General features: G+C 49.0%; 27 protein-coding genes. 25 read left to right on the forward strand and 2 right to left on the reverse strand.

What is annotated here, in order from left to right:
* Nucleotides 1-26 precede the first annotated feature (26 nt).
* From NST38_RS06275 to NST38_RS06300, 6 genes are all read left to right on the forward strand, one after another.
* Nucleotides 27-1,751 carry a GAF domain-containing sensor histidine kinase gene (locus tag NST38_RS06275; RefSeq protein ID WP_338707964.1) on the forward strand — a complete coding sequence of 575 codons (1,725 nt, stop codon included), beginning with the start codon at nt 27-29 and terminating at the stop codon, nt 1,749-1,751.
* Between the two features lie 18 nt (nt 1,752-1,769).
* Nucleotides 1,770-2,504, forward strand: coding sequence for a response regulator (locus NST38_RS06280; protein WP_036611442.1), 735 nt, complete (start codon nt 1,770-1,772; stop codon nt 2,502-2,504).
* 187 nt (nt 2,505-2,691) lie between these two features.
* Nucleotides 2,692-3,267, forward strand: coding sequence for an NADPH-dependent FMN reductase (locus NST38_RS06285; protein ID WP_036611439.1), 576 nt, complete (start codon nt 2,692-2,694; stop codon nt 3,265-3,267).
* Nucleotides 3,268-3,314: 47 nt separating this feature from the next.
* Nucleotides 3,315-3,773, forward strand: a complete 459-nt coding sequence (locus tag NST38_RS06290) for a VOC family protein (RefSeq protein WP_036611437.1) — start codon at nt 3,315-3,317, stop codon at nt 3,771-3,773.
* Nucleotides 3,770-4,405: a VOC family protein gene (locus NST38_RS06295; protein WP_036668820.1), complete on the forward strand. Its 636-nt coding sequence runs from the start codon at nt 3,770-3,772 to the stop codon at nt 4,403-4,405. Before NST38_RS06290 ends, NST38_RS06295 begins: the two co-directional genes overlap by 4 nt.
* Before the next feature lie 179 nt (nt 4,406-4,584).
* On the forward strand, nt 4,585-5,544 hold the full coding sequence (locus tag NST38_RS06300) for a hypothetical protein (RefSeq protein WP_076251380.1): 960 nt from the start codon (nt 4,585-4,587) through the stop codon (nt 5,542-5,544).
* A gap of 100 nt (nt 5,545-5,644) precedes the next feature.
* Here the strand turns inward: NST38_RS06300 and NST38_RS06305 are convergent, their stop codons facing one another.
* Nucleotides 5,645-6,139 carry a hypothetical protein gene (locus NST38_RS06305; RefSeq protein ID WP_341343863.1) on the reverse strand — a complete coding sequence of 165 codons (495 nt, stop codon included), beginning with the start codon at nt 6,137-6,139 and terminating at the stop codon, nt 5,645-5,647.
* 130 nt (nt 6,140-6,269) lie between these two features.
* Here NST38_RS06305 and NST38_RS06310 point away from each other — a divergent pair, with 130 nt between their 5' ends.
* Together NST38_RS06310 and NST38_RS06315 are read left to right on the forward strand one after the other, a co-directional pair.
* Nucleotides 6,270-6,404: a hypothetical protein gene (locus tag NST38_RS06310; protein WP_341343864.1), complete on the forward strand. Its 135-nt coding sequence runs from the start codon at nt 6,270-6,272 to the stop codon at nt 6,402-6,404.
* A 67-nt stretch (nt 6,405-6,471) separates the two neighbouring features.
* Nucleotides 6,472-8,322, forward strand: coding sequence for a DUF4127 family protein (locus NST38_RS06315; RefSeq protein WP_036611433.1), 1,851 nt, complete (start codon nt 6,472-6,474; stop codon nt 8,320-8,322).
* A gap of 4 nt (nt 8,323-8,326) precedes the next feature.
* Here NST38_RS06315 and NST38_RS06320 read toward each other — a convergent pair whose 3' ends face one another.
* Nucleotides 8,327-8,671, reverse strand: a complete 345-nt coding sequence (locus NST38_RS06320) for a YfjL-like protein (RefSeq protein ID WP_036611431.1) — start codon at nt 8,669-8,671, stop codon at nt 8,327-8,329.
* A 434-nt stretch (nt 8,672-9,105) separates the two neighbouring features.
* On the opposite strand from NST38_RS06320, the gene NST38_RS06325 reads away from it, so the two are divergent.
* From NST38_RS06325 to NST38_RS06405, 17 genes are all read left to right on the forward strand, one after another.
* The gene (locus tag NST38_RS06325) at nt 9,106-10,029 is read left to right on the forward strand and encodes a hypothetical protein (protein ID WP_143781248.1); all 924 of its coding nucleotides are present in this window, start codon (nt 9,106-9,108) and stop codon (nt 10,027-10,029) included.
* 392 nt (nt 10,030-10,421) lie between these two features.
* Nucleotides 10,422-10,622, forward strand: a complete 201-nt coding sequence (locus NST38_RS06330) for a hypothetical protein (protein ID WP_083684466.1) — start codon at nt 10,422-10,424, stop codon at nt 10,620-10,622.
* Complete coding sequence (locus NST38_RS06335; RefSeq protein WP_036611427.1) at nt 10,622-12,085, forward strand: phage tail sheath subtilisin-like domain-containing protein; 1,464 nt, start codon at nt 10,622-10,624, stop codon at nt 12,083-12,085. The genes NST38_RS06330 and NST38_RS06335 overlap by 1 nt, the downstream gene beginning before the upstream one ends.
* Nucleotides 12,086-12,134: 49 nt before the next feature.
* Nucleotides 12,135-12,542, forward strand: coding sequence for a phage tail tube protein (locus tag NST38_RS06340; RefSeq protein ID WP_036611426.1), 408 nt, complete (start codon nt 12,135-12,137; stop codon nt 12,540-12,542).
* A gap of 169 nt (nt 12,543-12,711) precedes the next feature.
* Nucleotides 12,712-13,146, forward strand: coding sequence for a phage tail assembly chaperone (locus tag NST38_RS06345; protein WP_017690174.1), 435 nt, complete (start codon nt 12,712-12,714; stop codon nt 13,144-13,146).
* 182 nt (nt 13,147-13,328) lie between these two features.
* Entirely contained in the window at nt 13,329-15,005 is a 1,677-nt protein-coding gene (locus NST38_RS06350; RefSeq protein WP_076251386.1) for a hypothetical protein, read from the forward strand.
* Nucleotides 15,006-15,061: 56 nt separating this feature from the next.
* On the forward strand, nt 15,062-15,694 hold the full coding sequence (locus tag NST38_RS06355) for a LysM peptidoglycan-binding domain-containing protein (RefSeq protein ID WP_036611596.1): 633 nt from the start codon (nt 15,062-15,064) through the stop codon (nt 15,692-15,694).
* Nucleotides 15,691-16,677, forward strand: coding sequence for an XkdQ/YqbQ family protein (locus NST38_RS06360; RefSeq protein WP_036668838.1), 987 nt, complete (start codon nt 15,691-15,693; stop codon nt 16,675-16,677). Before NST38_RS06355 ends, NST38_RS06360 begins: the two co-directional genes overlap by 4 nt.
* Entirely contained in the window at nt 16,670-17,080 is a 411-nt protein-coding gene (locus NST38_RS06365; protein ID WP_036668841.1) for a hypothetical protein, read from the forward strand. The genes NST38_RS06360 and NST38_RS06365 overlap by 8 nt, the downstream gene beginning before the upstream one ends.
* Complete coding sequence (locus NST38_RS06370; protein ID WP_036668842.1) at nt 17,073-17,528, forward strand: DUF2634 domain-containing protein; 456 nt, start codon at nt 17,073-17,075, stop codon at nt 17,526-17,528. Before NST38_RS06365 ends, NST38_RS06370 begins: the two co-directional genes overlap by 8 nt.
* Before the next feature lie 4 nt (nt 17,529-17,532).
* Nucleotides 17,533-18,672 carry a baseplate J/gp47 family protein gene (locus NST38_RS06375; protein ID WP_076251391.1) on the forward strand — a complete coding sequence of 380 codons (1,140 nt, stop codon included), beginning with the start codon at nt 17,533-17,535 and terminating at the stop codon, nt 18,670-18,672.
* Nucleotides 18,673-18,809: 137 nt separating this feature from the next.
* The gene (locus tag NST38_RS06380) at nt 18,810-19,400 is read left to right on the forward strand and encodes a YmfQ family protein (protein WP_036611410.1); all 591 of its coding nucleotides are present in this window, start codon (nt 18,810-18,812) and stop codon (nt 19,398-19,400) included.
* Nucleotides 19,400-20,353: a pyocin knob domain-containing protein gene (locus tag NST38_RS06385; protein ID WP_036611408.1), complete on the forward strand. Its 954-nt coding sequence runs from the start codon at nt 19,400-19,402 to the stop codon at nt 20,351-20,353. The genes NST38_RS06380 and NST38_RS06385 overlap by 1 nt, the downstream gene beginning before the upstream one ends.
* Before the next feature lie 21 nt (nt 20,354-20,374).
* Complete coding sequence (locus tag NST38_RS06390; protein WP_036611405.1) at nt 20,375-20,962, forward strand: hypothetical protein; 588 nt, start codon at nt 20,375-20,377, stop codon at nt 20,960-20,962.
* Between the two features lie 15 nt (nt 20,963-20,977).
* The gene (locus tag NST38_RS06395) at nt 20,978-21,325 is read left to right on the forward strand and encodes a hypothetical protein (RefSeq protein ID WP_076251393.1); all 348 of its coding nucleotides are present in this window, start codon (nt 20,978-20,980) and stop codon (nt 21,323-21,325) included.
* On the forward strand, nt 21,309-21,446 hold the full coding sequence (locus tag NST38_RS06400; RefSeq protein ID WP_179087869.1) for a hypothetical protein: 138 nt from the start codon (nt 21,309-21,311) through the stop codon (nt 21,444-21,446). Before NST38_RS06395 ends, NST38_RS06400 begins: the two co-directional genes overlap by 17 nt.
* A gap of 21 nt (nt 21,447-21,467) precedes the next feature.
* Nucleotides 21,468-21,692: a phage holin family protein gene (locus tag NST38_RS06405; protein WP_076251394.1), complete on the forward strand. Its 225-nt coding sequence runs from the start codon at nt 21,468-21,470 to the stop codon at nt 21,690-21,692.
* Nucleotides 21,693-21,744: the final 52 nt, after the last annotated feature.

Below are 21,744 nucleotides of genomic sequence, written 5' to 3' on the forward strand. Positions count from 1 at the left end.
GTTGATCCTTTAATATCCAAGGTGGATTGGTTACAATAGTTGAACAAACCACAGTTGGTACAGCCAAAGGAGAGAATTCTGCGATGTCGGAAGAAGTCGGAATGCAGGAAATGGTCACGTTGAAGATAATCGCGGAAACGCTCAATACGTCCAATGATCTGAACTTAATGCTGGATACCGTGGTCGGCAAATTACTGGAGTTGACCGGATTAACGGCAGGCTGGATGTTTCTGATTAATGAACGTGGAGACTATACCTGTGTTTCGGATTATAATCTGCCCCCGGCATTACTGCGTAAAGATAAAGAGCCCATGCGAACGGGTACCTGCTGGTGTGTGAACCGCTTTAAGGACGGTCAGCTCAATCATGCGGTCAACATCATTAACTGTAAACGGCTGGAGGATGCGGTGGAATTCCGATGGGGAGATACTCATGATATTACCCACCATGCAACCGTTCCATTAAGGTCAGGGGAGAAGATGCTCGGCCTGCTCAACGTGGCTGCGCCAGCCAAGGAACATTTCAGCGACAGTGAACTGGCACTTTTACAGGGCGTGGCGTACCAGATTGGTAGTGCGGTAGAACGGATGAGATTGTATCGTGCGGAGCAGCGAAGAGCTGATCTGTATGCCAAGCTGGGAGAGTTCAGCACGGCTTTGGGTCTTGCAGTGAACGAGTGCAGCAATTCTGATGCTTTTTGTTTAAAAGTTGTACAGCTGCTTGGGCAGCATTATGATTGGCCTTTTGCTACAATCATTCAGCAGAAAAATGGATTGTTCGTTGTGCAGGCAGCCTATGCAGATGATAAGGTTCGAGCGTTATCAAGTACTCCGTTATCTTCAGAAGTGACGAGCCACATTAACCATATAATCAATAGTCATCGTGTAACATCTTTGTCTGGGACAGAGATCGCTGAGATATTTACCCTGTGCAAGCCTGACCAGACTGCGAATTCCATTGCCTTGGGAATTGCTGCTCCACTTCCGTACCATACGCCAGGGGAAACGGGAATTCTGGTGATCGGAATAGGAACATCAGGTCCTGCGCAGGCAGACCGTGAAGTGCTGGAGGCATTGGCTGAACATATTGCGGCCTCATGGGAGAGTCTGAAGCTGGCGGAGAATCGCCGCGAACTTGCACGAATGGAAGAGAGAAACCGGTTGGCTCGCGATCTGCATGATTCGGTTAATCAGATTTTATTTTCACTATCGTTAACGGCTAAAGGCGCGGAAAGTATGTTATCCAGCTCGGAACAGTTGCACCCGGCAGCGGAAGCGATGAAGGATATTCGGGCTTTGTCTCAGGAGGCTCTCAAGGAAATGCGTGCATTGATTATGCAGCTCCGTCCCGCGGGACTGGAAGCAGGGCTGCTCCATGCGCTACAGGAATACGGTACCAGCCAGGGGCTTCAAGTGGTGATGAACCGGACGGGAATGCGGTCTTTACCGCGTAATATAGAAGAAGCATTGTGGCGAATCGGGCAGGAAGCGCTGAATAATGTAAGAAAACACGCGGATGTTCCTTCTGCTGAGGTCACCCTCAAGTTAAGTGATCATGAAGTGGTGTTCACCATCACAGATCAGGGAAAAGGTGGTGCGAACAGGCCAAAAGCGTCGTCTGGAAGCTCCCTTGGCCTGTCCATTATGAAGGAACGGGCTCAATCGCTCGGTGGCAGCTTAGAAATAGTGAGTTATTCCCGCAAGGGAACGACAATAACGGCAGTCATTCCACTTCCGTTCGAATCTGTATAAAGTCAGGGGGAAGAAGAGATGCCGATTACGATTTTGCTCGCAGACGATCATGCGATGGTGAGACGGGGGCTGCACGTTTTTTTGACGACACAGCAGGACATGAAGGTTGTGGGCGAAGCATCGAACGGACAGGAAGCACTGGCTCAGGCGGAAGCGTTAAAACCTGACGTGGTATTAATGGATCTGCATATGCCGATCATGGACGGAATTGAAACAGCCAGAAGGCTGCGCACGTTATTGCCAGCAACGCGAATCATTGTGCTCACCTCGTTTTCGGATCAGGATCATGTCGTTCCTGCTGTTCGCGCAGGGGTGAAAGGATATCTGCTCAAGGATATTGAACCGGAGGATCTGGCCGTAGCCATTCGTAATGTGCATGCAGGTCAGGTGGAATTGCATCCCGCCGCAGCAGGTCAATTGATGCATGTGATGGCTTCATCCGATTGGTCTATAAATGAACAGCAACCACAGGATATACCGACAGATCAGTCAGCAGACAGTCAACATCAGGAGCCAAAGCAGAAGGGTAAATCAACTGAAGCGTCTCTTGGCGGACTGGATATGCTCACTCGCCGTGAACAAGAAGTCTTGGGGCTGATTGCTCAAGGATTGAGCAACAAGGAAATTGCAGTTCAATTGGTCATCACCGAAAAAACGGTCAAAACACATGTCAGTCATCTGCTCGACAAACTGGGACTGGCGGATCGGACGCAAGCGGCTCTTCATGCCGTAAGAAATGGCTGGGTCGTGTGACCAATTCCGACATATGTTCATACTTAAGTCGTATAAACTCAACCTAAAGGTTGAGTTTTTTGGCATTTCAAGTTAAGTCTATCTGCTGACGATTTGGATGCAAAAGAAAGGTAAGATAAGAGTAGAAATAACAGATCGGTTGAAACATGAGAGTTTGAATTATTAAAAAACCAAGGAGAGTGACTTTATGAATATCGTTATTTTGGCAGGCAGTAATCGGAACAATGCAACCAGTACACGTCTGGGAGAGTATGCTGTGGAGATTATTCGAGGTCAGGGACATCAGGCCAGCCTGTTTGATCTGTATCAGACACCACTCCCATTCTATGCACCAGATGAAAAACAAGCGGATCATGAACATCTGGCAGATCTGAATACACGTATGCTCGCGGCTGATGCGATCATCTTGTCTACACCAGAGTATCACGGCAGTATTAGCGGTGTGCTCAAAAATGCATTGGATCACCTGAGTCAGGCTCATTTCAGCGGCAAGCCCGTCCTGTCCATCAGCTCCTCTGGTGGAGCGGTGGGGGTAAGTTCACTTTTACAACTGCAAGCGATTGTTCGCAATCTGCATGGCATTAATGCCCAGGAGTGGATATCCATTGGTGGTGCGCAACGCAGACGATTTGAAGCGACATTTGACGGATACGAGGAGTATGAAGGCAGTCAGGATATAGAGGACCGGGTGCAGCGGGTCATTGGATCGTTTTTAAATCTGGCCCAGACGTTAACGAATGCGCGGAATTCTACCATGAGTTGAGAACCAAGGAAGATGAAAAATCGGAAAAGGAAAAGAGGTTGAGCATTATGATTACAGGCATATTTGAAACACATTTAAACGTGACGGATCTGGAGAGATCCCATCATTTCTATGAAACGGTCCTGGGTTTACCTCATGCCTACGGGCAGAAAGAACGTGGGAACTCCTTCTACTGGATTGGTGGAAAAGGCAATGCCATGCTGGGATTGTGGCAAAAGGAACCTTCCGAGGTGAAACGTCAGCACTTTGCTTTTCATGTATCTCTGGAGGATATGAAACATGCGGTGGCTCACTTGGAGAACAAAGGGATCAAGACACAGAACTTCCTGAATGATGATATCGGTGAACTGTACGTCTTTGGCTGGATGCCTGCGGTATCTGTATATTTTAACGATCCGGATGGTCATATGCTTGAATTCATCGCCATGCTCCCGGATGAAGCGAAGCCTGAACTTGGCATGGTGCCGTGGAGTCAGTGGGAGGAGATGCAGGAGAAGACCGTATGATGATTGAAGAATTACAGTTATATACAACACGGCTGGAGGACCTCAAGCATTTTTATCGTGATACGTTGGGAATGGAGGTCTCCAATGCCACGGATCAGGCCTTCAACCTGCAGGTTGGAGGGACAAAGATGATTTTCAAACCGTGTGAAACAGATCGTGAGCCCTTTTATCATGTGGCCTGGTCGATTCCGACGAATCGGTTCAAGGAAGCGAAGCAGTGGGCTGCATCACGTGTTGTTTTAAGCAGAGAAGGAGATCGGGATGAGACGTACTCTACTAATTGGAACTCTCATTCTCTCTATTTCGAAGATCCAGCAGGCAATATTATTGAGCTGATTGCTCATCATCGTATTCCGAACGAGAGTGACCATGACTTCTCGACTCAAGATATATTACAGGTGTGTGAAGTTGGACTGGTGACGGAGGATGTTCTGTCTACGGTGAATGAGCTTCAGCAGATTGGACTCACGAGCTGGGGTGAGGTTAGTGATACCTTTGCTCCTGTAGGAGATGTGCACGGTCTGTTTATTGTGGTGAGGAAGGATCGGACATGGTTTTTCTCCAAGCAAAAAGCACAGATCTATCCGTTGGAAGTATCCATCCTTGGCGTGGGCAAGCTTCGAATTGGCTAAACTTTGCATTCCGGGGCAAAACGGGCATATGTGGAGCATTTCCATCATGTTATAGAAGTAAACGCTTTATTTATTAATTAGGATATATAAGTTGAACTAAATTTACACGATAACGGAGAGGACAGATCTTAGTTCAACTTATATAGTTTCTCTGATGGGTTTACATATGATGAAGGGTGGTGGCAAGCTTGGATCGACGTTTGTTGGAAGAAGGACTAGCGATTATCGTTTCCAGTCGGGAACGTACAGGAGATCTGTGGCACGCCCATTATGGGGCGGGTGCGATTGCGGCATATTTTTGGTTACGGGAAAATCGTCTCACTGCCCTTGCCGCCGGCAGTGTTACGGCCGAAGCAAAAGCCATGCTTCGCCAGCATGGAATCAGCCCTGGTCAGACCTCTCCGATTGTTGAAATGATGCCCAGGGAAGATGCCGAAGCGCGTATTACGGACGCATTGGATCGAACGATTGGAGAACTGCACTGGGTTGGACACCAGGCCATCTACGGGGCAATCAGTCTGAAAGCCATTCGTGAACTGGATGGATGGGGCACTACGGAGGATATTAGTCGGCTGGTTGAACTGATCGATTCATTCGATCGAACCATCCCAGGAAGATCCTGGATGAACACAACGATGAAAGAAATTCGAAGTCTGAAGCCGGAGAAAAGCGATGGTTTCCCCGAGATTGAAGATCCAATTCAGTTGTCACGTTTGATTTTGGATGAACTTGGGGCGTTCCAGACCATCTATCACGCGGAAGCGCATCATGATCTAATCGGTCATATGCTCACCTACGGACATGCGCTTAACATATTATATGAATTGGGTTATGCGGCATTATTCCACAAAGGCATTCCGCCTTTCCTTACCATGGTGAAGGCACTACGCTTAAGCCGAGATGTGGATATTGAACAGGAGATGCCGACATTGCAATCACCCGTAGACCTGCTGCCACTAGAACGGGCGGAACGATCAGTGGCGCTCCCTCATGAACTGGAATATTGGCTCACCGACAGACGTTCCCGTGACTGGAACGGAGGTCATGTATTTAAATTCCCGTTCAGTTTCTATCATCATGCCAAGAACGGGGAACCTATACCGGAAACATGGGAGAATTTTCGTTATATCATCGCGTGAGATAAAACATACATTTCAGAAGGGGTGTCCGACATGACGGACACCCCTTCTAGGCATTATTCTGGTCTACCGAATTGTAGGGTAGGCATCCTGTACCTTTTTAACGGGGCCAAATTTCAAGGATAAAAAGGATCAGCATGACTCTGGACACCAGCATGTATGGTGATTTTCGTATGGGCTGACGCGCTGCCCATATTCCCCAGGAACTCATAAGTGCAATACTCCCCCAGAACATCCATAAGGAGATGCCTTCGGGTGTAAATAGAAAGGACAGCTTGGGCAGTCCCCTGTTGCCAGCCCCAAGAAGAACAGTGGTCATATAGACGAGGATAAGGAAAAACAACTCGAAGAGCAGGGTTTGCAGCCAGAAATAATAGATGTTGAACACTCGTAGCATGATGACTGTGATCAGGATAAACAGGATACCAACGGATAAGAATGTTGCCGCGGTCCATCCAATGAGAGATGTTGTTACAACATCTGTTTCCTGATATAAGATGTACATCGCCAACGCATACATAGCGGGACCCGCCATATAACTGGTGACAGCAATCCAAAGATAGAATAAATACCTCTTTTTCATGGTTATATCCATTCTTTATTGTTCGTAGGATTTGAAAGCTACTTATGTCATATAAACATCATCAGGATGGGTTTGGTTGGACTATCAATAGGAGTTTTCTCCAAGAAATCGGCATTTAACCGCCATAGAGACAACTACATTCATGCGTATTTCATCCCGATTACCATCAGCGCGAGTGGGAAAAGGCAGTAAAATGGTATTATCGGATCAGCAGCAAGGAAGACATACCGACAGCTCATACGCTAACGTACAGCCGGCCATGGGGCCGGTTTTTTAATTCGGTGATTGCATCCTTGCCCTGATCGGGTATTAAAGACTAAACAGATAACAGGAGGCTACGTGATATGAAAACAGTATTGTATGTTCCACTCGATGATCGTCCAGCGAATCTGGATGATGTGATTGTGCAAGGGAAAGCATCCGGTATCCATATCGTTACACCGAACCTGAGTGATATTAAGAATCGTCTCGACTCGGAGAAAACCGTAGATGGCACAACGCTGCTCGGCACCTCCACGCCGGTTTATGGCAAACCGTCCAAGATTCACGACTTTATTCTGAAACATGCTGCCAAGGTCGACGGATTCATAATCTCATCCGATATGCTCGCTTATGGCGGTCTGATTGGCAGTCGTCAGCTCCGTGAAGATGGAGGAGGCGCCTATCCAGAATACGATGATGAAACGACGCGTTTGCTGGATGTGATTCGTGTGATCAAGCAGAAATATCCACGCAAACCCGTATTTGTAATGGATACCATCATGCGTTTGGCTACAACCTCGTTTGCAGATGGCTTGGCGCTTGATGCATATAATGAGTCCCGTGCGTTGATGCAGCAGCCACGTCAGACAAACACTGAGTTTGAGGATATTATCGAAGGTTATAACCTGTCCCCGGATGGAGTGGAATATGGGACAACGACCTATTTTGATAAAGAACAGTATTACAATACAAGACAGCATAAATTCAAAACCAATCTGTACATTCTGGATCAGCTGGCTCGCACAGGTTATATCGATTTCCTCGCGGTTGGAGTCGACGATGCCAACACGCAGGGTGTTCAGATCAATGAAATCAAATATGTAGAAGCGCGGATCAATGAATGGCTGGGTGGAACCAATGGGCAAAATCCGGATCGTGCTATCATCTTGCCGGATGCAGATGGTTTGGGGCACGCTTTGGTCGCTCGCATGGCTAACCAGTTGTTCCGAGGCGGGGCGAGGACACGTTACGCAGTGAAATATTTTGGTCCTCACGGAAACTCCATCATTAACACGTATGAATACATGGATGTACACGAGAATGTGGTTCGTCATGTGGATATTGTAGGTGGTGTGCTTGTAGCGGATTCGGCATATCCTGAACCGGAGGTGGTGACGGATGTGGGTGCTGGCTTGGAAAATGAACAGCTAGTGGCTGTAGCAGCCGATCAAGTTGTCCCGTTTGACATGACCTCCGAACTGGATCGTATGACCAAGGGTCATCCGGGAAATTCCGGAGAGAACACAGGCATCGACATTGAGATTATCGCCATTACGGCTCTGGATCAGGTGCAGGCTGCGTTGGAGCAATTGACGCTGAATGGGGAGCAAGGTCTGCCTTCGGTGTTGATTGATTTTGTGGGTAAAGGACCAGCCAATGTTGATGTTGCCGAAGCATTGCTCAACAGTCCATATACCGGACGGGTTCTGGGTTATAGTGCATGGAATACACCAGGTAACAAGATCGGTATTGCTGTAGGTATGGGGCAGTCGAGGTACGCATTGATCACAACAGAGAAGCATGAGCATAAGTTGCGAGATGCTATGAATGCGCATGGCTCGCTGTTGTTTAAGCGTTTTCTGAAGGATTATTACTACAAAGCGGTAGCGATTGCGGACATCCGCACATATTCCCGAGCTCATGCGCTTTATACCAACGTGGCTACCCTTTCGGATCAAAATATGTTGCTGTTCAACTCGGAGGAAGACTATGCCCATTTGCAAACATTGCTCCGTGACTTGATGCAAACTTACACAACGGCACTTGCGAATAAAACAGCCTTCCAGACAGGTAATGTGGCGATTAAGCAGATCTGTAATGACGAATTGTCCTATGCGACGTATGGCAGTGCGCTGCTGGAATATGGAAATCCCGATTTCATCTGGGGCCGTGCATTTGAGATTACGTTGAACCCGCAAGTTACGCTGAACTAAACTGTTATCTTACCATGGGCTCCTCATGTTTGGGATCATCACTGGTATGACTGTACTGCTTAATCTCGCCGTTGTTGAAAATGACATATTGGTACTTCGCTTCGAGTTCATCCGCGAATGTTACTGAGGCACCGTAAGGTGCTTCAGAACTTTTTGAGGAGTAATTACCTTGTACTTCGATAAGCTGTTCGGGTGAGTAACCTTTCTGTTCAATCAGGTAAGTGGTTACCTGTTGTTCAGCATCATTTTTCTTGAGCGGATTACCAAGCAGTCCGAAGTAAGCCCAGCAGGATATCCCGAGTATAAATGCTAAGATGACAAGTGAAGTGATCTTGAATGTTTTACTCATAGGTATTTCTCCTTCTTTTACGTAAGCCACAATGAATTAGATAATAAAATATTAATATATTTGGATAAATTTATCAATTAATTGATCTTAAAGCTTACTTAGGTATTCTTTAAAATGATGATTCCATAATCGTCTTTTTTCCACCCGAACGTCTCCCTTAATCGCACCGAAGTCGTACGGAACACCATCCGCGCTAGGGATGAAAGGGTGTAAGATTGTATTATCGGATCAATAACAAGGGACGCACCGAAAGCACATACGCTAATGTACAGACCGGCCAGGTGGCCGGTCTTTTTGATGCGGTGAATGTAGTCCCGGTACTGGTTCGATAGCAATACAGACTCTGAGTTAAAAGGGGGAGTCTACTGCTGCTGCACTGTCGCTGCATCGTGTGGGCAGATCTCAAACTTGCAGCCAAAGGGGGCGAAATGAATGTGTCTATGAGAAATGAGATTAACACTGACATGAGCACCAGTAAAATGAGTACGCTCATTAAAAAAACGCTGAAACAGAAGCTCGCGGTACTTGTTCCAGATTGGGGCGGTCGTGTGCTGGATGTACCTGGGCCAGGCGAAGTGTTGGCTGGGCCTTGTGCCGTGGCTGCGTTTGCCGAAGAGGTGCCGAAGTCTGCTTGGACGGGATATCGAAGGATTATTAAAATCTCACCATACGCTCGTCCGGAAGATGGTGGCGCTGAAAAGGTAGAAGCTTGGTCAGCTGATCTAATCGAAGGGTTGCATCAAGTAAGGCTGGTGGATGAAGCAGGTGAGGCCTTCACTTGCATCTATTTGGGTTCTTCAGATAGTGACCGGGTGGATGCAGGGTCTGGCATGGTTACGCGGAGTCTGCGGTTCGGAGTGTATGTTCCCGAAGACTCGGGAGTCGTCCTCGCTGAAACAGGGGACGCGTGGTTAGCTGCGCTTCAAGACTGGACACAGTCGGAACTTGGTTCGGGCTTCTCGGTATATGGGGATGTCTGGCCCGGTGGATACGATATGCCGTCTGTGTTATGGCGATTGGCCGGATGCAGCACTTCTGTCGCGGGGACTTCTACATTGGAGGTTCGACAACAGTGGATTGGGCATGTGCTCACCGATCATTCGGTGCTAACACGCCAGACTGTTACTCGGTTGGTAGAGCAACTTGCAGTGCAATCTCGTCTTGCCGTCACTGAAACGGGTGGCGAAGAGCACGAAGGTAACACGCGATATATCACAGTGGATGAAGTCACAGCAGATCTGCAGACCGATGCGTATCTGAATGGACAGATTCGTCTGACACTACAGCAGCGGATTCGCCGTCCGGGTACGAATGTACCTTTGATTCGTGAGATTCACCATAGCAAAGGTATGGAGTAAACGTTAGTCGAGAGGAACCTTCTATTAGAGGTTGTTCAAAAAGCCCGCTTTTGATTACAAAGGATGCCTAACGGCATCATCAGCATCGAATATGGAATTCAGCCGAAAAAGCATATGCTTACGATGATTGTTTCCTTCTGAAACATGTAGTTGCTCACGTAGTTTTCCATACGCTCTGCTACTCCATTTCTAACTTCATCCCATCTTCTCGGTACTGAAAACCGATCTTTTTGAACATGCACTTTTAAGAGTGGTTCCAGATTATAGCTTTGAAATGATAGATGTGGCTTCAATATTATAGCTTCATATTCATAGGATCAAAAATTCATAGATCAAGCTTAAAGATCATCGTTTCACGAAATTAGTAGTCCAACAAATGAGGTGAGATGGCAATGGCAAGCTCAGTGAAAAAAAGCAAACAGACAGCCCCGCGGTGTACACGGGCAGAATTGATGAATCATGCAGAAGCCCTCTTTGCCGTTAAGGCAGAGGTGCTGTACGGTGCGCTGTACGAAGCGGCGCAAGAGACGTTTTCCATTGAAGAAACGCAAGAACGAATTAACCAATTTATGAAAGCGAAGGTGAAGGGATAATGGCAGGTGGAAATTGGGAGCAAACGAATCGTCCGGTCCTTCCGGGCTTATATATGAATTTTCAGGCGGCAGCCTCCTCGGCCATTCAGGCAGGTACGCGGGGAACGGTCGTGGTACCAATCAAGGCCAACTGGGGTCCTGTGGGGACTTTTGTTGAAGTAGGGAGCGAAGCGGCGATTGAACGTATCTATGCGGCGAATGTGCTGGATAACGGTACGGCTTATACTTCCTTGAAGCTCGCCCTGTTGGGTGGGCCGAAGAAGTTGCTCGCTTATCGGGTAGCAAGTGCTGCGGCCAAAGCAGCCACGCTTACTTTGAAGGACAGCAGTGATGCCAATGTTCTGCAACTGGATGCGAAGTATCCGGGAGATCGTGCAAATAGATTCTACGTCACCATCCAGCCAGGTGTGATTGATAATACGAAGCATGAAGTGCGCCTTTTTGAAGGCAACCGGATGTTGTATGCGCTCCTGACAGCGGATATTACAGCAGCTTCTCTGGCAAAAGAGATCAACGCGGATGAACAAAATGTCTGGTTAACGGCTCAGGCGATTGGCGATGATGCAGGTGTAGTTGCAACAATTGCGGGTGCGGCATTCAAAGGCGGCGTAAGTGGCAACGATGACCTGACCAATGCAGAGTACATTGCTGTACAGGGCGCGCTGGAAGGGGAGCAATTCGACGTCTTGGCTTTGGATCAGGCGGCTGATGCACCTCTGCTTGCGAGTTTTGCGGCATGGGTGAAACGTGTGCGTAGTGAAGGTAAACCGGTGGTGGCTGTATTTGGCGGTTCCTCAGCGGATGACACTTCTGCTACAGCAGCACAAAAAGCGGCAGCACGTTCGCTTGCGCTCAACCATGAAGGTGTGATTAATGTCGGTACAGGCGTACGCCTTGGAGATGCATTCTACAGCTCGGCGGAAACATCCGCCTATGTTGCAGGTCTGATCGCCGGACAACGTCTGAACCAATCCACAACCTATGCAGCTACTCCGTTCGATGATGTGACACGTCGCTGGACGCGTGCAGAACAGGAGCAGGCGGTACAGAATGGCGTATTTATTTTCTTCCATGATGGACGCCAGGTGAAAGCACTTCGTGGTGTAAACACACTGGTAACGCCAGCCGCTGGACAGAATAATGCGTGGAAAAAAATCCGTTCCATTCGTGTTTTGGATGCGATCAACACGGATTTGCAGCGCTCCGCGGAAGATACGTATATCGGTAAAGTGAACAATACTGAAGAGGGTCGTCAAGCACTGATTAGTGCCATGAAGGCCTATTTGGCGTTGCTCGCACAGAGTAATGTGATTGAAGCTGACGGTTACGATGTCATTCTTGATCCGGCGTATTATGGCACTGCTCCAGTTCTCAAACCGGAAGCGGATCAGGTATTCCTGCAATGGAACGTGAAGCTGACGGATGTGATGGAGCAGTTGTTTGGCACATTTTACGTGCAATAAGGTTGTGTGAAAGGAAAACGCGATTTTTTAATTTTAAGGAGGAAAATATATGTTGGATGCGTCAAGAGTAATTCTCGGTACCCATGGTCAGTTGCATATCGATGGTGTGTGGCAGACAAACATTAACAAGTTGGAAGCGAGTGTGGAGATTGAAAAGCGTGAGCTGAACCTGGTCGGTAACGACTGGAAGGTGCACAAAAACGGCGCGAAAAAAGGAACAGGCACGATGACGGGCTACAAAGTCACTTCCGATATGATCCAGCGCGGCTTCACCAAATTCGAGATTATTTCCAAGCTGAACGACCCAGAATCATATGGACATGAGAGTGTATTGCTGAGAGGTTGCATGGTGGACAAAATCCAGCTTGCCAACTGGACAGCGGGTGAGGAAGTACCGGAGGAAACGGGCTTTACATTTGAAGGATTTGAATTGCTGAATCCAATTGTGGCGAACTAAACTTTGAATTAGCCACGTGATTGAGCTAGTTTGCTCAAGCGTGATTGCATAGTTACTTCGTATCATATGGACACCAATGCGGGCCGAGATGATCTCGGTCTCTTTGTTGTCTCTACAGGCTTGGAAGATGGCATAAATCATATGTGAGATAAGAAGGAGATAACGCCCGATGAGTATGAATGAAAATATGTCCGAAGAACAGATTTTGGATCAGTTGTTTGAAGCAGCAGAACGTTTGCCAGAGGAGAACGTGCGCATTCAGCGTCTGGATCTGTTGTTGACCTTGCGTGGACTGACGTCCTCCAAAGTGGATCACATTCGCGAACGCTGTACGATTCGTAAAACGACCAAAGGCCGCACCGAGGAAAAGGTGGATACCGAAACGTTTAACGCGCTGCTCATTTCTGAAGCAACGGTGAAATTGAAAGTCCGCAGCCTGGAATTGTCCGGCTGGGGAGACACCCGTATTACCGGTCGCATGAAGTTGTCCGGTGGAGAACAGGCGGTTCGCCGCATGCTGCTCGCGGGTGAATTGGATGCCGTAGGTGATAAAGTGCTGGAGCTGTCCGGCTTTGGTGTGGAGATTGAAGACCTAAAAAACTGATTCACTCCGGCGGGATGACCACGTTCCTGTATCACATGTGGGTACGTCATCATCTCCGGCCCGGAGAGTTCTGGTCTTTGCCACGCGGGGAGCGCTCGCTGTTAATTGCGTTCTCAGAAGAGGAAATGTCAGCGATAACTTCGCAAATGAATCGATAACGAAAAAGGGCAGGAGGTGAAGAAATGGCAGAAATGATTGTAGGTCTATCCAAATCTAATGCAGAAATGCGGACAACCCTTCGTTATCTGGATCAGATTCAGCGTTCTACGGAACGTCTGGGCAGAGTTCGTTATCAGAGTCTGATTAAGGTGAACAATGAACTGAGAACGACTGGACGCAGGTTAGAGCATATTTATAGTATGGCTGTGCGAATCAGCAGGCTGCGTATTACACCGACGGTTGATCTGGTTGACCGTGCTACTCCGGCATTAAATGGTTTGTTGAGAAAAATGAAGCAAATCCGATCTAAGATGTTGAATGCTACAGCTAGTGTGCAGCTCAAAGTCAGCCACCAGATTTCAGATGTATCCGTTAATGTGAATTCACAGCCACTGATCGATGCTTTGAATACAAATACCCAATCTATTAATATGCTGAGTACCAAGCTAGACTCTATCAATATTGGAGCGGCACCAGCGGCCGAAGCGAAACCTAAAACTTTTTTGCAGAAGATGAAAGGTATGTTTGATCGTGGGAAATCAATCTCATCTGGTGTGGGGAAAGTCTTTGATGCAAGAAATAGTGGGAAGAAGCTATGGAAAGAAATCACAACACCTTCCACACCGGGGAATAAATTGAAAAAGGCGTTCAAGGTTACAAAACGTGGGGCAAAATTTGTGAATGATTTCTCGTCCGCAGGGTCCGATTTGATCGGTGGATTCGATGGATTGTGGGGCGATGTAAAAGGTCTCTTTGGTGGAGGTGGAAGCGGAAGTGGGGCAGGAGGCAGTGGTGGGTCTGGCATCATAAGCAAGCTTGGTGGCAACCTCGTTAAAGGAGCGGGAAAATTGTTCGCACCACTCCGTATGTATAACAATATTAAAGAACTTGCAAGCGCCCCACCTGAGGATCGTGCCCGTGCTGTGGGTTCGGTTGCTGGTAACGCAGTAGGAACAGCTATTGGTACCGTACTTGGCAGTGTAATTCCAATTCCGGTGGTTGGGAACATGCTGGGCGGTTCAATAGGCGGTTGGCTGGGTGAAAAGGCAGGCGGTTGGCTTGGTGACAAGGTAGGTGGATTCCTAAAAAACAACGCGGAAGACATCTCAAAAGTAGCAAAATTTGCTTCTGAGGGAGCGAGTTACGTGGCGGAGAAAACGACGAATTTGTTCAATGGGGTTGCAGGTTTTTTTGGTTTCGGTTCTAAAAAGGAAGAGCAGACCGCCCCAGCCGCAGCGGTCATAACGTCACCCTCAACACCTGTAGCAACGCAGACACCACCCCCTCCACCGATAGCACCTCAGATGCCGCCTCCATACAGGCCGGCAGTTCTATCGATCACCGGTCCAGAAGCCTACATGAACAATCGATTTGGTTCACCGACGGCTGCGGGTCTTATGGGAACAAGTGTGATGCAATCCCAAGCGGTAGCAATGAATAACGCGGGTCAACCCAATGAGAAAGCTTCGCCGCTCACAGTGCGTATTTCCGAAGAACAGATGAGCAGTCTGGCAGGTTACCTTAAGGATTTCAAAACGGAAACGACGAACCAGATTGCTGTGAATATTGCACCGGGTACGGTACAAGTGACCGTTCGGGAGAACGCTATTGATTATGACGCAGTTTCTCATCAGGTGGGGCAACGTATCTCTGATGAGTTCCGCCGCGCGATGCAAAATCGCAAAACAATTATGGCCTAAGCAGAAAGGAGGCCGCAGATATGTCTGTACTTGAAGATAAAGTTGGTCCTAACAAAATGTCATTTACGTTGAAGGATGGCAATACTCCATTTCAATTTCCGGTAAACCCTGAAGAAGTTAATATTTCCAGATCTAAGGGATATGAAACGGTCAATATGTTGGAGCATGGCGAGTTTGATTTTGCACAAGGGGAGAAGGTGAAGGAGATCACCTTCTCTTCTTTTTTTCCGAAACGATATGATCCGTCCTATTGCATGGATGAAAAATATTTTCTGGATCCACGCGTGGCGATGAATGTGTTGAACACTTTTCTCATCTCCAAAAAGCCGCTGCGTTTCATCATTTCAGAGACGGGCGTGAACGTGCCTGTTTTTATTGTTTCGCTTAATTCGAGCTTTCGTGGGGGGGAGACAGGGGATATTTATTTCGACCTGACCCTACGCACATGGCGGGATTCCAAGGTGGAGAAGGTGGGCTCTGCGGCATCCGCGAGCAAGTCAGGTTCGCGTACCGATTTGAAAAAGAACAGCAAGACCTACACCGTCAAATCTGGCGACTCCCTGTCCAAAATAGCAAAGCTTGAGCTGGGTAGCAGTTCCAAATGGAACGAGATCTACAAGCTCAACGCAAAGATCATCGGGAGTGATCCGAACCGGATCAAGCCCGGACAAAAGCTGGTGATGCCATGACCTACAAGGTCATTGTCGACGACAAATACGACATCACCAAGTTGGTGGAGACGATTACGCTGAAGGACTCGCTTGACCAGATTGCCTATCAGGCTAACATCCGGCTGGCGGTGTCTGCATCTTCCGGTCTGCCTTCGATCTCACCGGGCATGGCGGTGCGGATTAGCGGGGTTCCTTTTGGCGAAAAATCCATGGTTCATCTGCTGCATCCTGCGGTCATCTGGGAGGTGGAAAGCTCGAACAGCGGCACTAAGCGGCTATCTCTCACGGTGTACGACCGAATGATATATCTGGAAAAATCAGAGGACGAGTTCCTGTTGCCTAAGGATCAGACCGCTACGCAACGACTCAAAACCTACGCCAAAGAGTGGAAGATTCCATACGCTACATTGCCAGAAACCAAGACAAAGCTGGGAAAAGCCGTGTATCGGTCACAGACGATCTTCTCGATGATGTTTGCCGATCTGAAAGAAACGGCGAAGTCCGGCGGGGAAATGTACCATCCACGGATGACGCCCGGTGGGTTGCAGCTCTTCCAGGTTGGAAGTAATGCAAAGGTGTATGAACTTGATCGACTAATTGATCTGACCCAGATGCGTACGCTCGAAGGGGCGGTCACCAAGGTTAAGGTGATGGCAGCGTCGGAGTCTGGCAGTGGCAAAGAAGTTCCTTCCAAAGTGCTCGCGATTGAGCAGGATAATGTGGAAGAACTGGGCACATTGCAAAAGCTGATCGAGGACGATCAGGTGAAATCCACAACCGCCGCGAAAAAACTGGCTAAAAGTCATCTGACGGGTATTCAGGAGACCTTTACGATATCAGCACCGGATATCAATACGATTCGCGCCGGGGACGCAGTGTTGTTAAAAGGGCTGAAGCTAATCGTCATGTCGGTTAGCCGTGATCTATCTGCCGGACCTGGAACGATGACGTTGGAACTGGGGACGGCTGAGCTGGTGAAAAGGAGGTATTACCTTGAATAAAGATGATCCGTATGGGCATTTTGCCGACGTCATGCGGGGTGCGATGAGTACACATTCTCGTCAGGCTGTGAGCGGGCTGGGCGCGGTATTGGGTACGATGACCTCGTCCGGCGTGAAGCTGGATGATTTCAAGCACGAAGTGCAGGACTATCTCGTGGCCGAGTTGCCGGGCACGCTTGGACTGCCGGAGCGCGAGGCTGCTGGCGCGATTTCGGGTATACCTGACGTGGCAAACGGCGGAACAACGGGCACGGGACGGTTTCTATTGCAAGAAGAGGAAGTGGAAGAAACGGTGTTGTCTCTTGGCAAAGGTCTGAAAGCCGGAGATCGCGTACTGGCGATGCGAGTGAATGGCGGTAACGACATTGTGGTGCTGTGTAAGGTGGTGAGTGCGCATGCCTAGTTTGTTCCCGGAAACGGGTGTGGTCTGGGGAGATGAGGAGGATCTGTCGGGGGCGGTTTCGGAAGAGGTACGCTTTGGACGGAGCTGGCGATTCGATTACGATGCAGGGGATTTTGTACTGACCCCAAGTGGTAAAGTCGCTGCGGCTGGTGGGCATGAAGCCTGGGTACAGTGGTGCATTAAGGCCGTGAAAACGCCAAGATACAGACATGTGATCTATTCCCGAAACTACGGTTCGGAGCTGGAGGATCTGGTGGGTCAGGGTGACAGCCGGGGTGTGATGGAAAGTGAGATTACCCGGATGGTGACGGAAACGTTGCTGGCTGATCCGCGCACGGAATCGGTAGACCAGTTCACGTTTGATTGGAATCGGGAGCAGTGCATGTTCTCGTGCCGGGTGGCGAGTGTGCAGGAAGAGATGTTTATTCTGGAAAGTGAGGTGATCTGACGGGATGGCTGAGATTCCGCGTTATTTGGAGGACCAGACGGAGGAACAGATTATGCAGCGTATGCTGGATCGTCTGCCCGCGGATCTGGATAAGTCGGAAGGATCGTTTCTGTGGGATGCGGAGGCTCCGGTTGCGTTTATGCTGTCTGAGGCTGCATTGTGGGCACAGGAGTTACTTCGGCGGGGGTTTGCAAGTACGGCTGCGAGCAGTGATCCGAATTTTCGTTCGGAAGAGCTGGATCTGCGGGCAGGAGAGCATGGCATTACGCGGCGGGCTGCGGTAGTTGCACAAGGTTCGGTTAGATTCGTGGGTACGCCGGGCAAGGTGATTCCTGCGGGAACGGTCGTGGCTACACTCGCGGATGAAGTATCTGCTGAAGCTTCGCTCGAATATGAAACGGTGGGGCGTTTGGAATTGGATGCAGAGGGCTCCGGGGTGGTAGGTGTGCGAGCGCTTGTTGCCGGAAAAGAGAGCAATGTGCCTGCGGGCACGGTAACTGTGCTGTCTACACCTGTAAGTGGCGTGACTTCTGTCACGAACGTTGATGTGATCAAAGGCGGTGCGGATATTGAGGCCGATACGGCATTGTTGGAACGCTTTTATGCCAAAGTCCGCAACCAAGGGACAAGCGGCAACAAAGCACAATATGTGCAATGGGCCAGTGAAGTGCCAGGTGTTGGTGCAACGCGTGTGATTCCGTTATGGCAGGGGCCAGGCACGGTGGGATTGTATCTGCTTGACACGGACAAACGTGCTGCAGGTACTGATCTGGTGGCGGCTGTGCAGAAGTACGTCGATCCTACGCAGGATGGACAGGGTGAAGGTGTTGCCCCGGCGGGGCCAGTGGTGTCCGTGATGCCCGCCGAGGAAGTGCCAATGAACATTCAGGTGAAGTTGACGTTGGCAAGTGATGCGACATTGGCCGATGTACGGTCATTGATCGAACGCGGGGTGACCGCGTATTTGAAACAGTTGGCTTTTGCCGATCCGCTCGTTCGTTACACCCGTATTGCCGCGATTCTATTGGACATTCCGCCCATTATCGACTATTCGGAGCTGACCGTGAACGGTGTGAGTGACCAGAATATCGAGATGACCGCGAGTCAGGTCGCCGTGCTGGGGGCGGTGGATGTGCATGAGTAGTGTTGGGCAGATGGTGGATGAGGAAGTAGTTAGGGAATGTAGAGACCGAGGAAGATTGGGAGAAATACGCCGATCTGGGTTGGATCTGGTGAGCGAGACGCTCCATATTGATGTGCAAGGAAGGGAGGGGACAGGGCATGAGTGCTCCTTCTATTGTAGATGTTGGACTAACGAGTGAGAAAGGGCGGGAATTGTTCTCGTATTTGCCAAGGTACTATGAGACTTCTCGTGTAATGCAGGCCGATATGCAGGCCAAAGGCACCGAGATGGATCTGTTGTACCAGGCGTTGGATGAGACGCTGGAGCAGTTTTTTGTCCGCACGGCGACGTGGGGGCTGGACTTCTGGGAACAGGAGCTTGGCATTGAGACAGATCGTCTCAAACCTCTGGAGCAGCGGCGTGCGGTGGTGGAGTCGAAGTTGCGCGGGGCAGGAAAGTTTTCGTGCAGGCAGGTTGCGAATGTGGCTGAGGCGTATGCCGGGGGCAAGGTGGATGTAACTTTTCAGTCGGAAGCGTGGAGTTTTACAGTAAGCTTTGTGGATACGCTGGGCATTCCGCCTAATATCGATGACCTCAAACGGGCGATTGAAGAATTGAAACCGGCCCATATGGCCGTGGAATATGAGTATCGTTATCTGGTCTGGGATGATCTGGACAAGCGACAAAAAACGTGGGATGAACTGGATGCCGCGTCCTTGACGTGGAATGAACTGGAGGTGTGGGCGTAATGCCACAAGAAACGGATCGATTGAAGTTACCTCTACCTTTGGGGAACGAGAATGTGACCCGGGAGAGTATTAATGGAATTTTTGAAAAGATTGATGCTGGTGTTGCGACGCAGGCGGATTTGGATACGCTTCGTGAAGCGGTGAGTCAGATGGATATTCCTGATGCGTCTTTGACGCAGAAAGGGAAGGTGCAATTGTCGAATAAGACGGATGGCTCGTCTGAGACGGTGGCGGCGACGGAGAAGGCGGTAAGGGATGCGTTGACAGCAGCTAAAGCAGCAAGCTTGTTGCGTACAGGCGGAGCTATGACAGGACGATTGATTATGAATCAGTGGGGAACGTTTTCTGGCTCTTCAAATGGTTCGGTGTTGTACGGTAGTAACTGTTTTCTTGATGGGAATACATTCAAGTACGAAAACAATCATTCTAACTTAGGCGCTCGTGGTATTTACATGCGGTATTCAGGCGCTGTTGCGACGGAAGTTTACATGTTTGATACAGGCCCGGTCGCAACCACAGCAGGAGCGGTTTTCACGCCAAATTTGGCTCGAATTGTTCACATGGGGGACTTGTTCCAAAAGCACAAATTAACGGCTGATGATGGAAAAAACCAATCATTAGCGGCAGGAACTGACCTTAACTCTGTGGTGGTTAATGGACAGTATAATGGCTATAACTTAGTAAATTCGCCCTTACCGACAAATGCCGACGGATGGTGGTGGTACGTTGAAGTTCAATGCCACACAAATGGAAACGGGTATGTACTCCAAAGGGCTAGTCGGCTCAACGGTGGGGTACAAACTTTGTATCAAAGAACCAGAGAAAATAACACTTGGTCGCCTTGGAGTCCCGATCTTTTTCAGGCTGTGGCTGATGCTAAAAACAGGCATATTATCTCGTCTGTAGCGCCTTCTGGCGGCAATGACGGTGACATCTGGTATCAATACTCATGATAGAGGGGAGGAGCATAATGCATGGCTTTAGGCATTAAGGTTGGCGGGACTTGGAAAACGCCTAATAAGTTATCAGTCAAGGTCTCAGGGAATTGGCGGGCTGTCCAACAAATTTATGCGAAAGCCGGGGGAGTATGGCGACCCATTTGGTCAATCGCACCGACTATGCGTAAGGGTTACGTATGGGGTAGCAATTCATATGTGGTCAAACAATCGGACCATGTCGAATGCTACGCATATAACTCAAGCACGGGCGGCGGCGAGGCAGCTGTGGTGACAAACATACCAGTGGATTTAACTGGCGTTTCTTATGTGGTGTTCGATTACGCTCTAGAAGGTTCATCTGACATCCAATCGGACGGAATCTTTATTGCTTCCTCTTCGCAGATGGGTGGAGCTGGAACATTTGACGCTCGAACGTATCGTGGTTCACTGACGACAAGGACTACAGTCAGCTTAAGCGTGTCCAGTCTGTCCGGGCCCTACTATTTGCGGGCGCACGCTTCAAACAACGGCGGCGTAGCCGTATGGAAACGTGTGCGTCTTTACCGCATCTTGCTGGACAGCAAAGAGATTTGGAACGCCAGTGCGGGCGGATCTTACGTCTAATAAGGAGGCGCGATCATGTCCGATTACAATTATGTGCAATACTACGAGGAAACCGGTAACGTTGTGACCATCTCGACGACAGAACCACCAGCGTCGGATGTGTACGCGGTGGCCAAAACGGAGAAGGACAAGCCGGGCGACGAGTTCACATACACCATAACGGTATTGAATGTAGATATTGAAAAGAGGATTATTGATTCAGACTATTCAGTCCTGAACAACCCGAAGGCGGCGCGGCTTCTTGCTGACAATGCCGCATTGAAAGAGGAAAAACGCCCAGCTGAAAACTGCAGTAGCAGAACTGACTATGATGATCGCTGCAGGTCAGGCATGAGGGGGATAAGCGATGACATCTACATCTAACAGCGGACTGGTCAAAGTTTGGGTCAGTTTGGTCATGACCGGCACGTATAAACTGGAACAGGTACTTAATCTATATAACCTTAAAGCAGTCGTGTCGGATGTTATTAACGCAACAGCATAAGCGCCGCAAGGCGTTTTTATTATGTCCTCTGGAGCGGTCAGGAGGCTTTTCCTATTACAAAGAAGGGTTTGCGGCGGCAGCCATGACAGGCACACCAATAGTAACACTGGATTATTCGGTATCACACGTAAGATGCGCTCGCCTTTTTATATCGCAAATGAGTTGTTGTCCATTATTGAAAATGGAGGCAAACTGGGTGCACCGATTAAGTCTCTCACAGGATCAGCTCTGAACGTATATTTATAACACGTAAGATCGGATGCTAGTCCTTATTAAATAGGAGACCTGACTTAATTTC

The sequence above is a fragment of the Paenibacillus sp. FSL H8-0104 genome (assembly GCF_038050215.1).
GTDB lineage: Bacteria > Bacillota > Bacilli > Paenibacillales > Paenibacillaceae > Paenibacillus > Paenibacillus amylolyticus.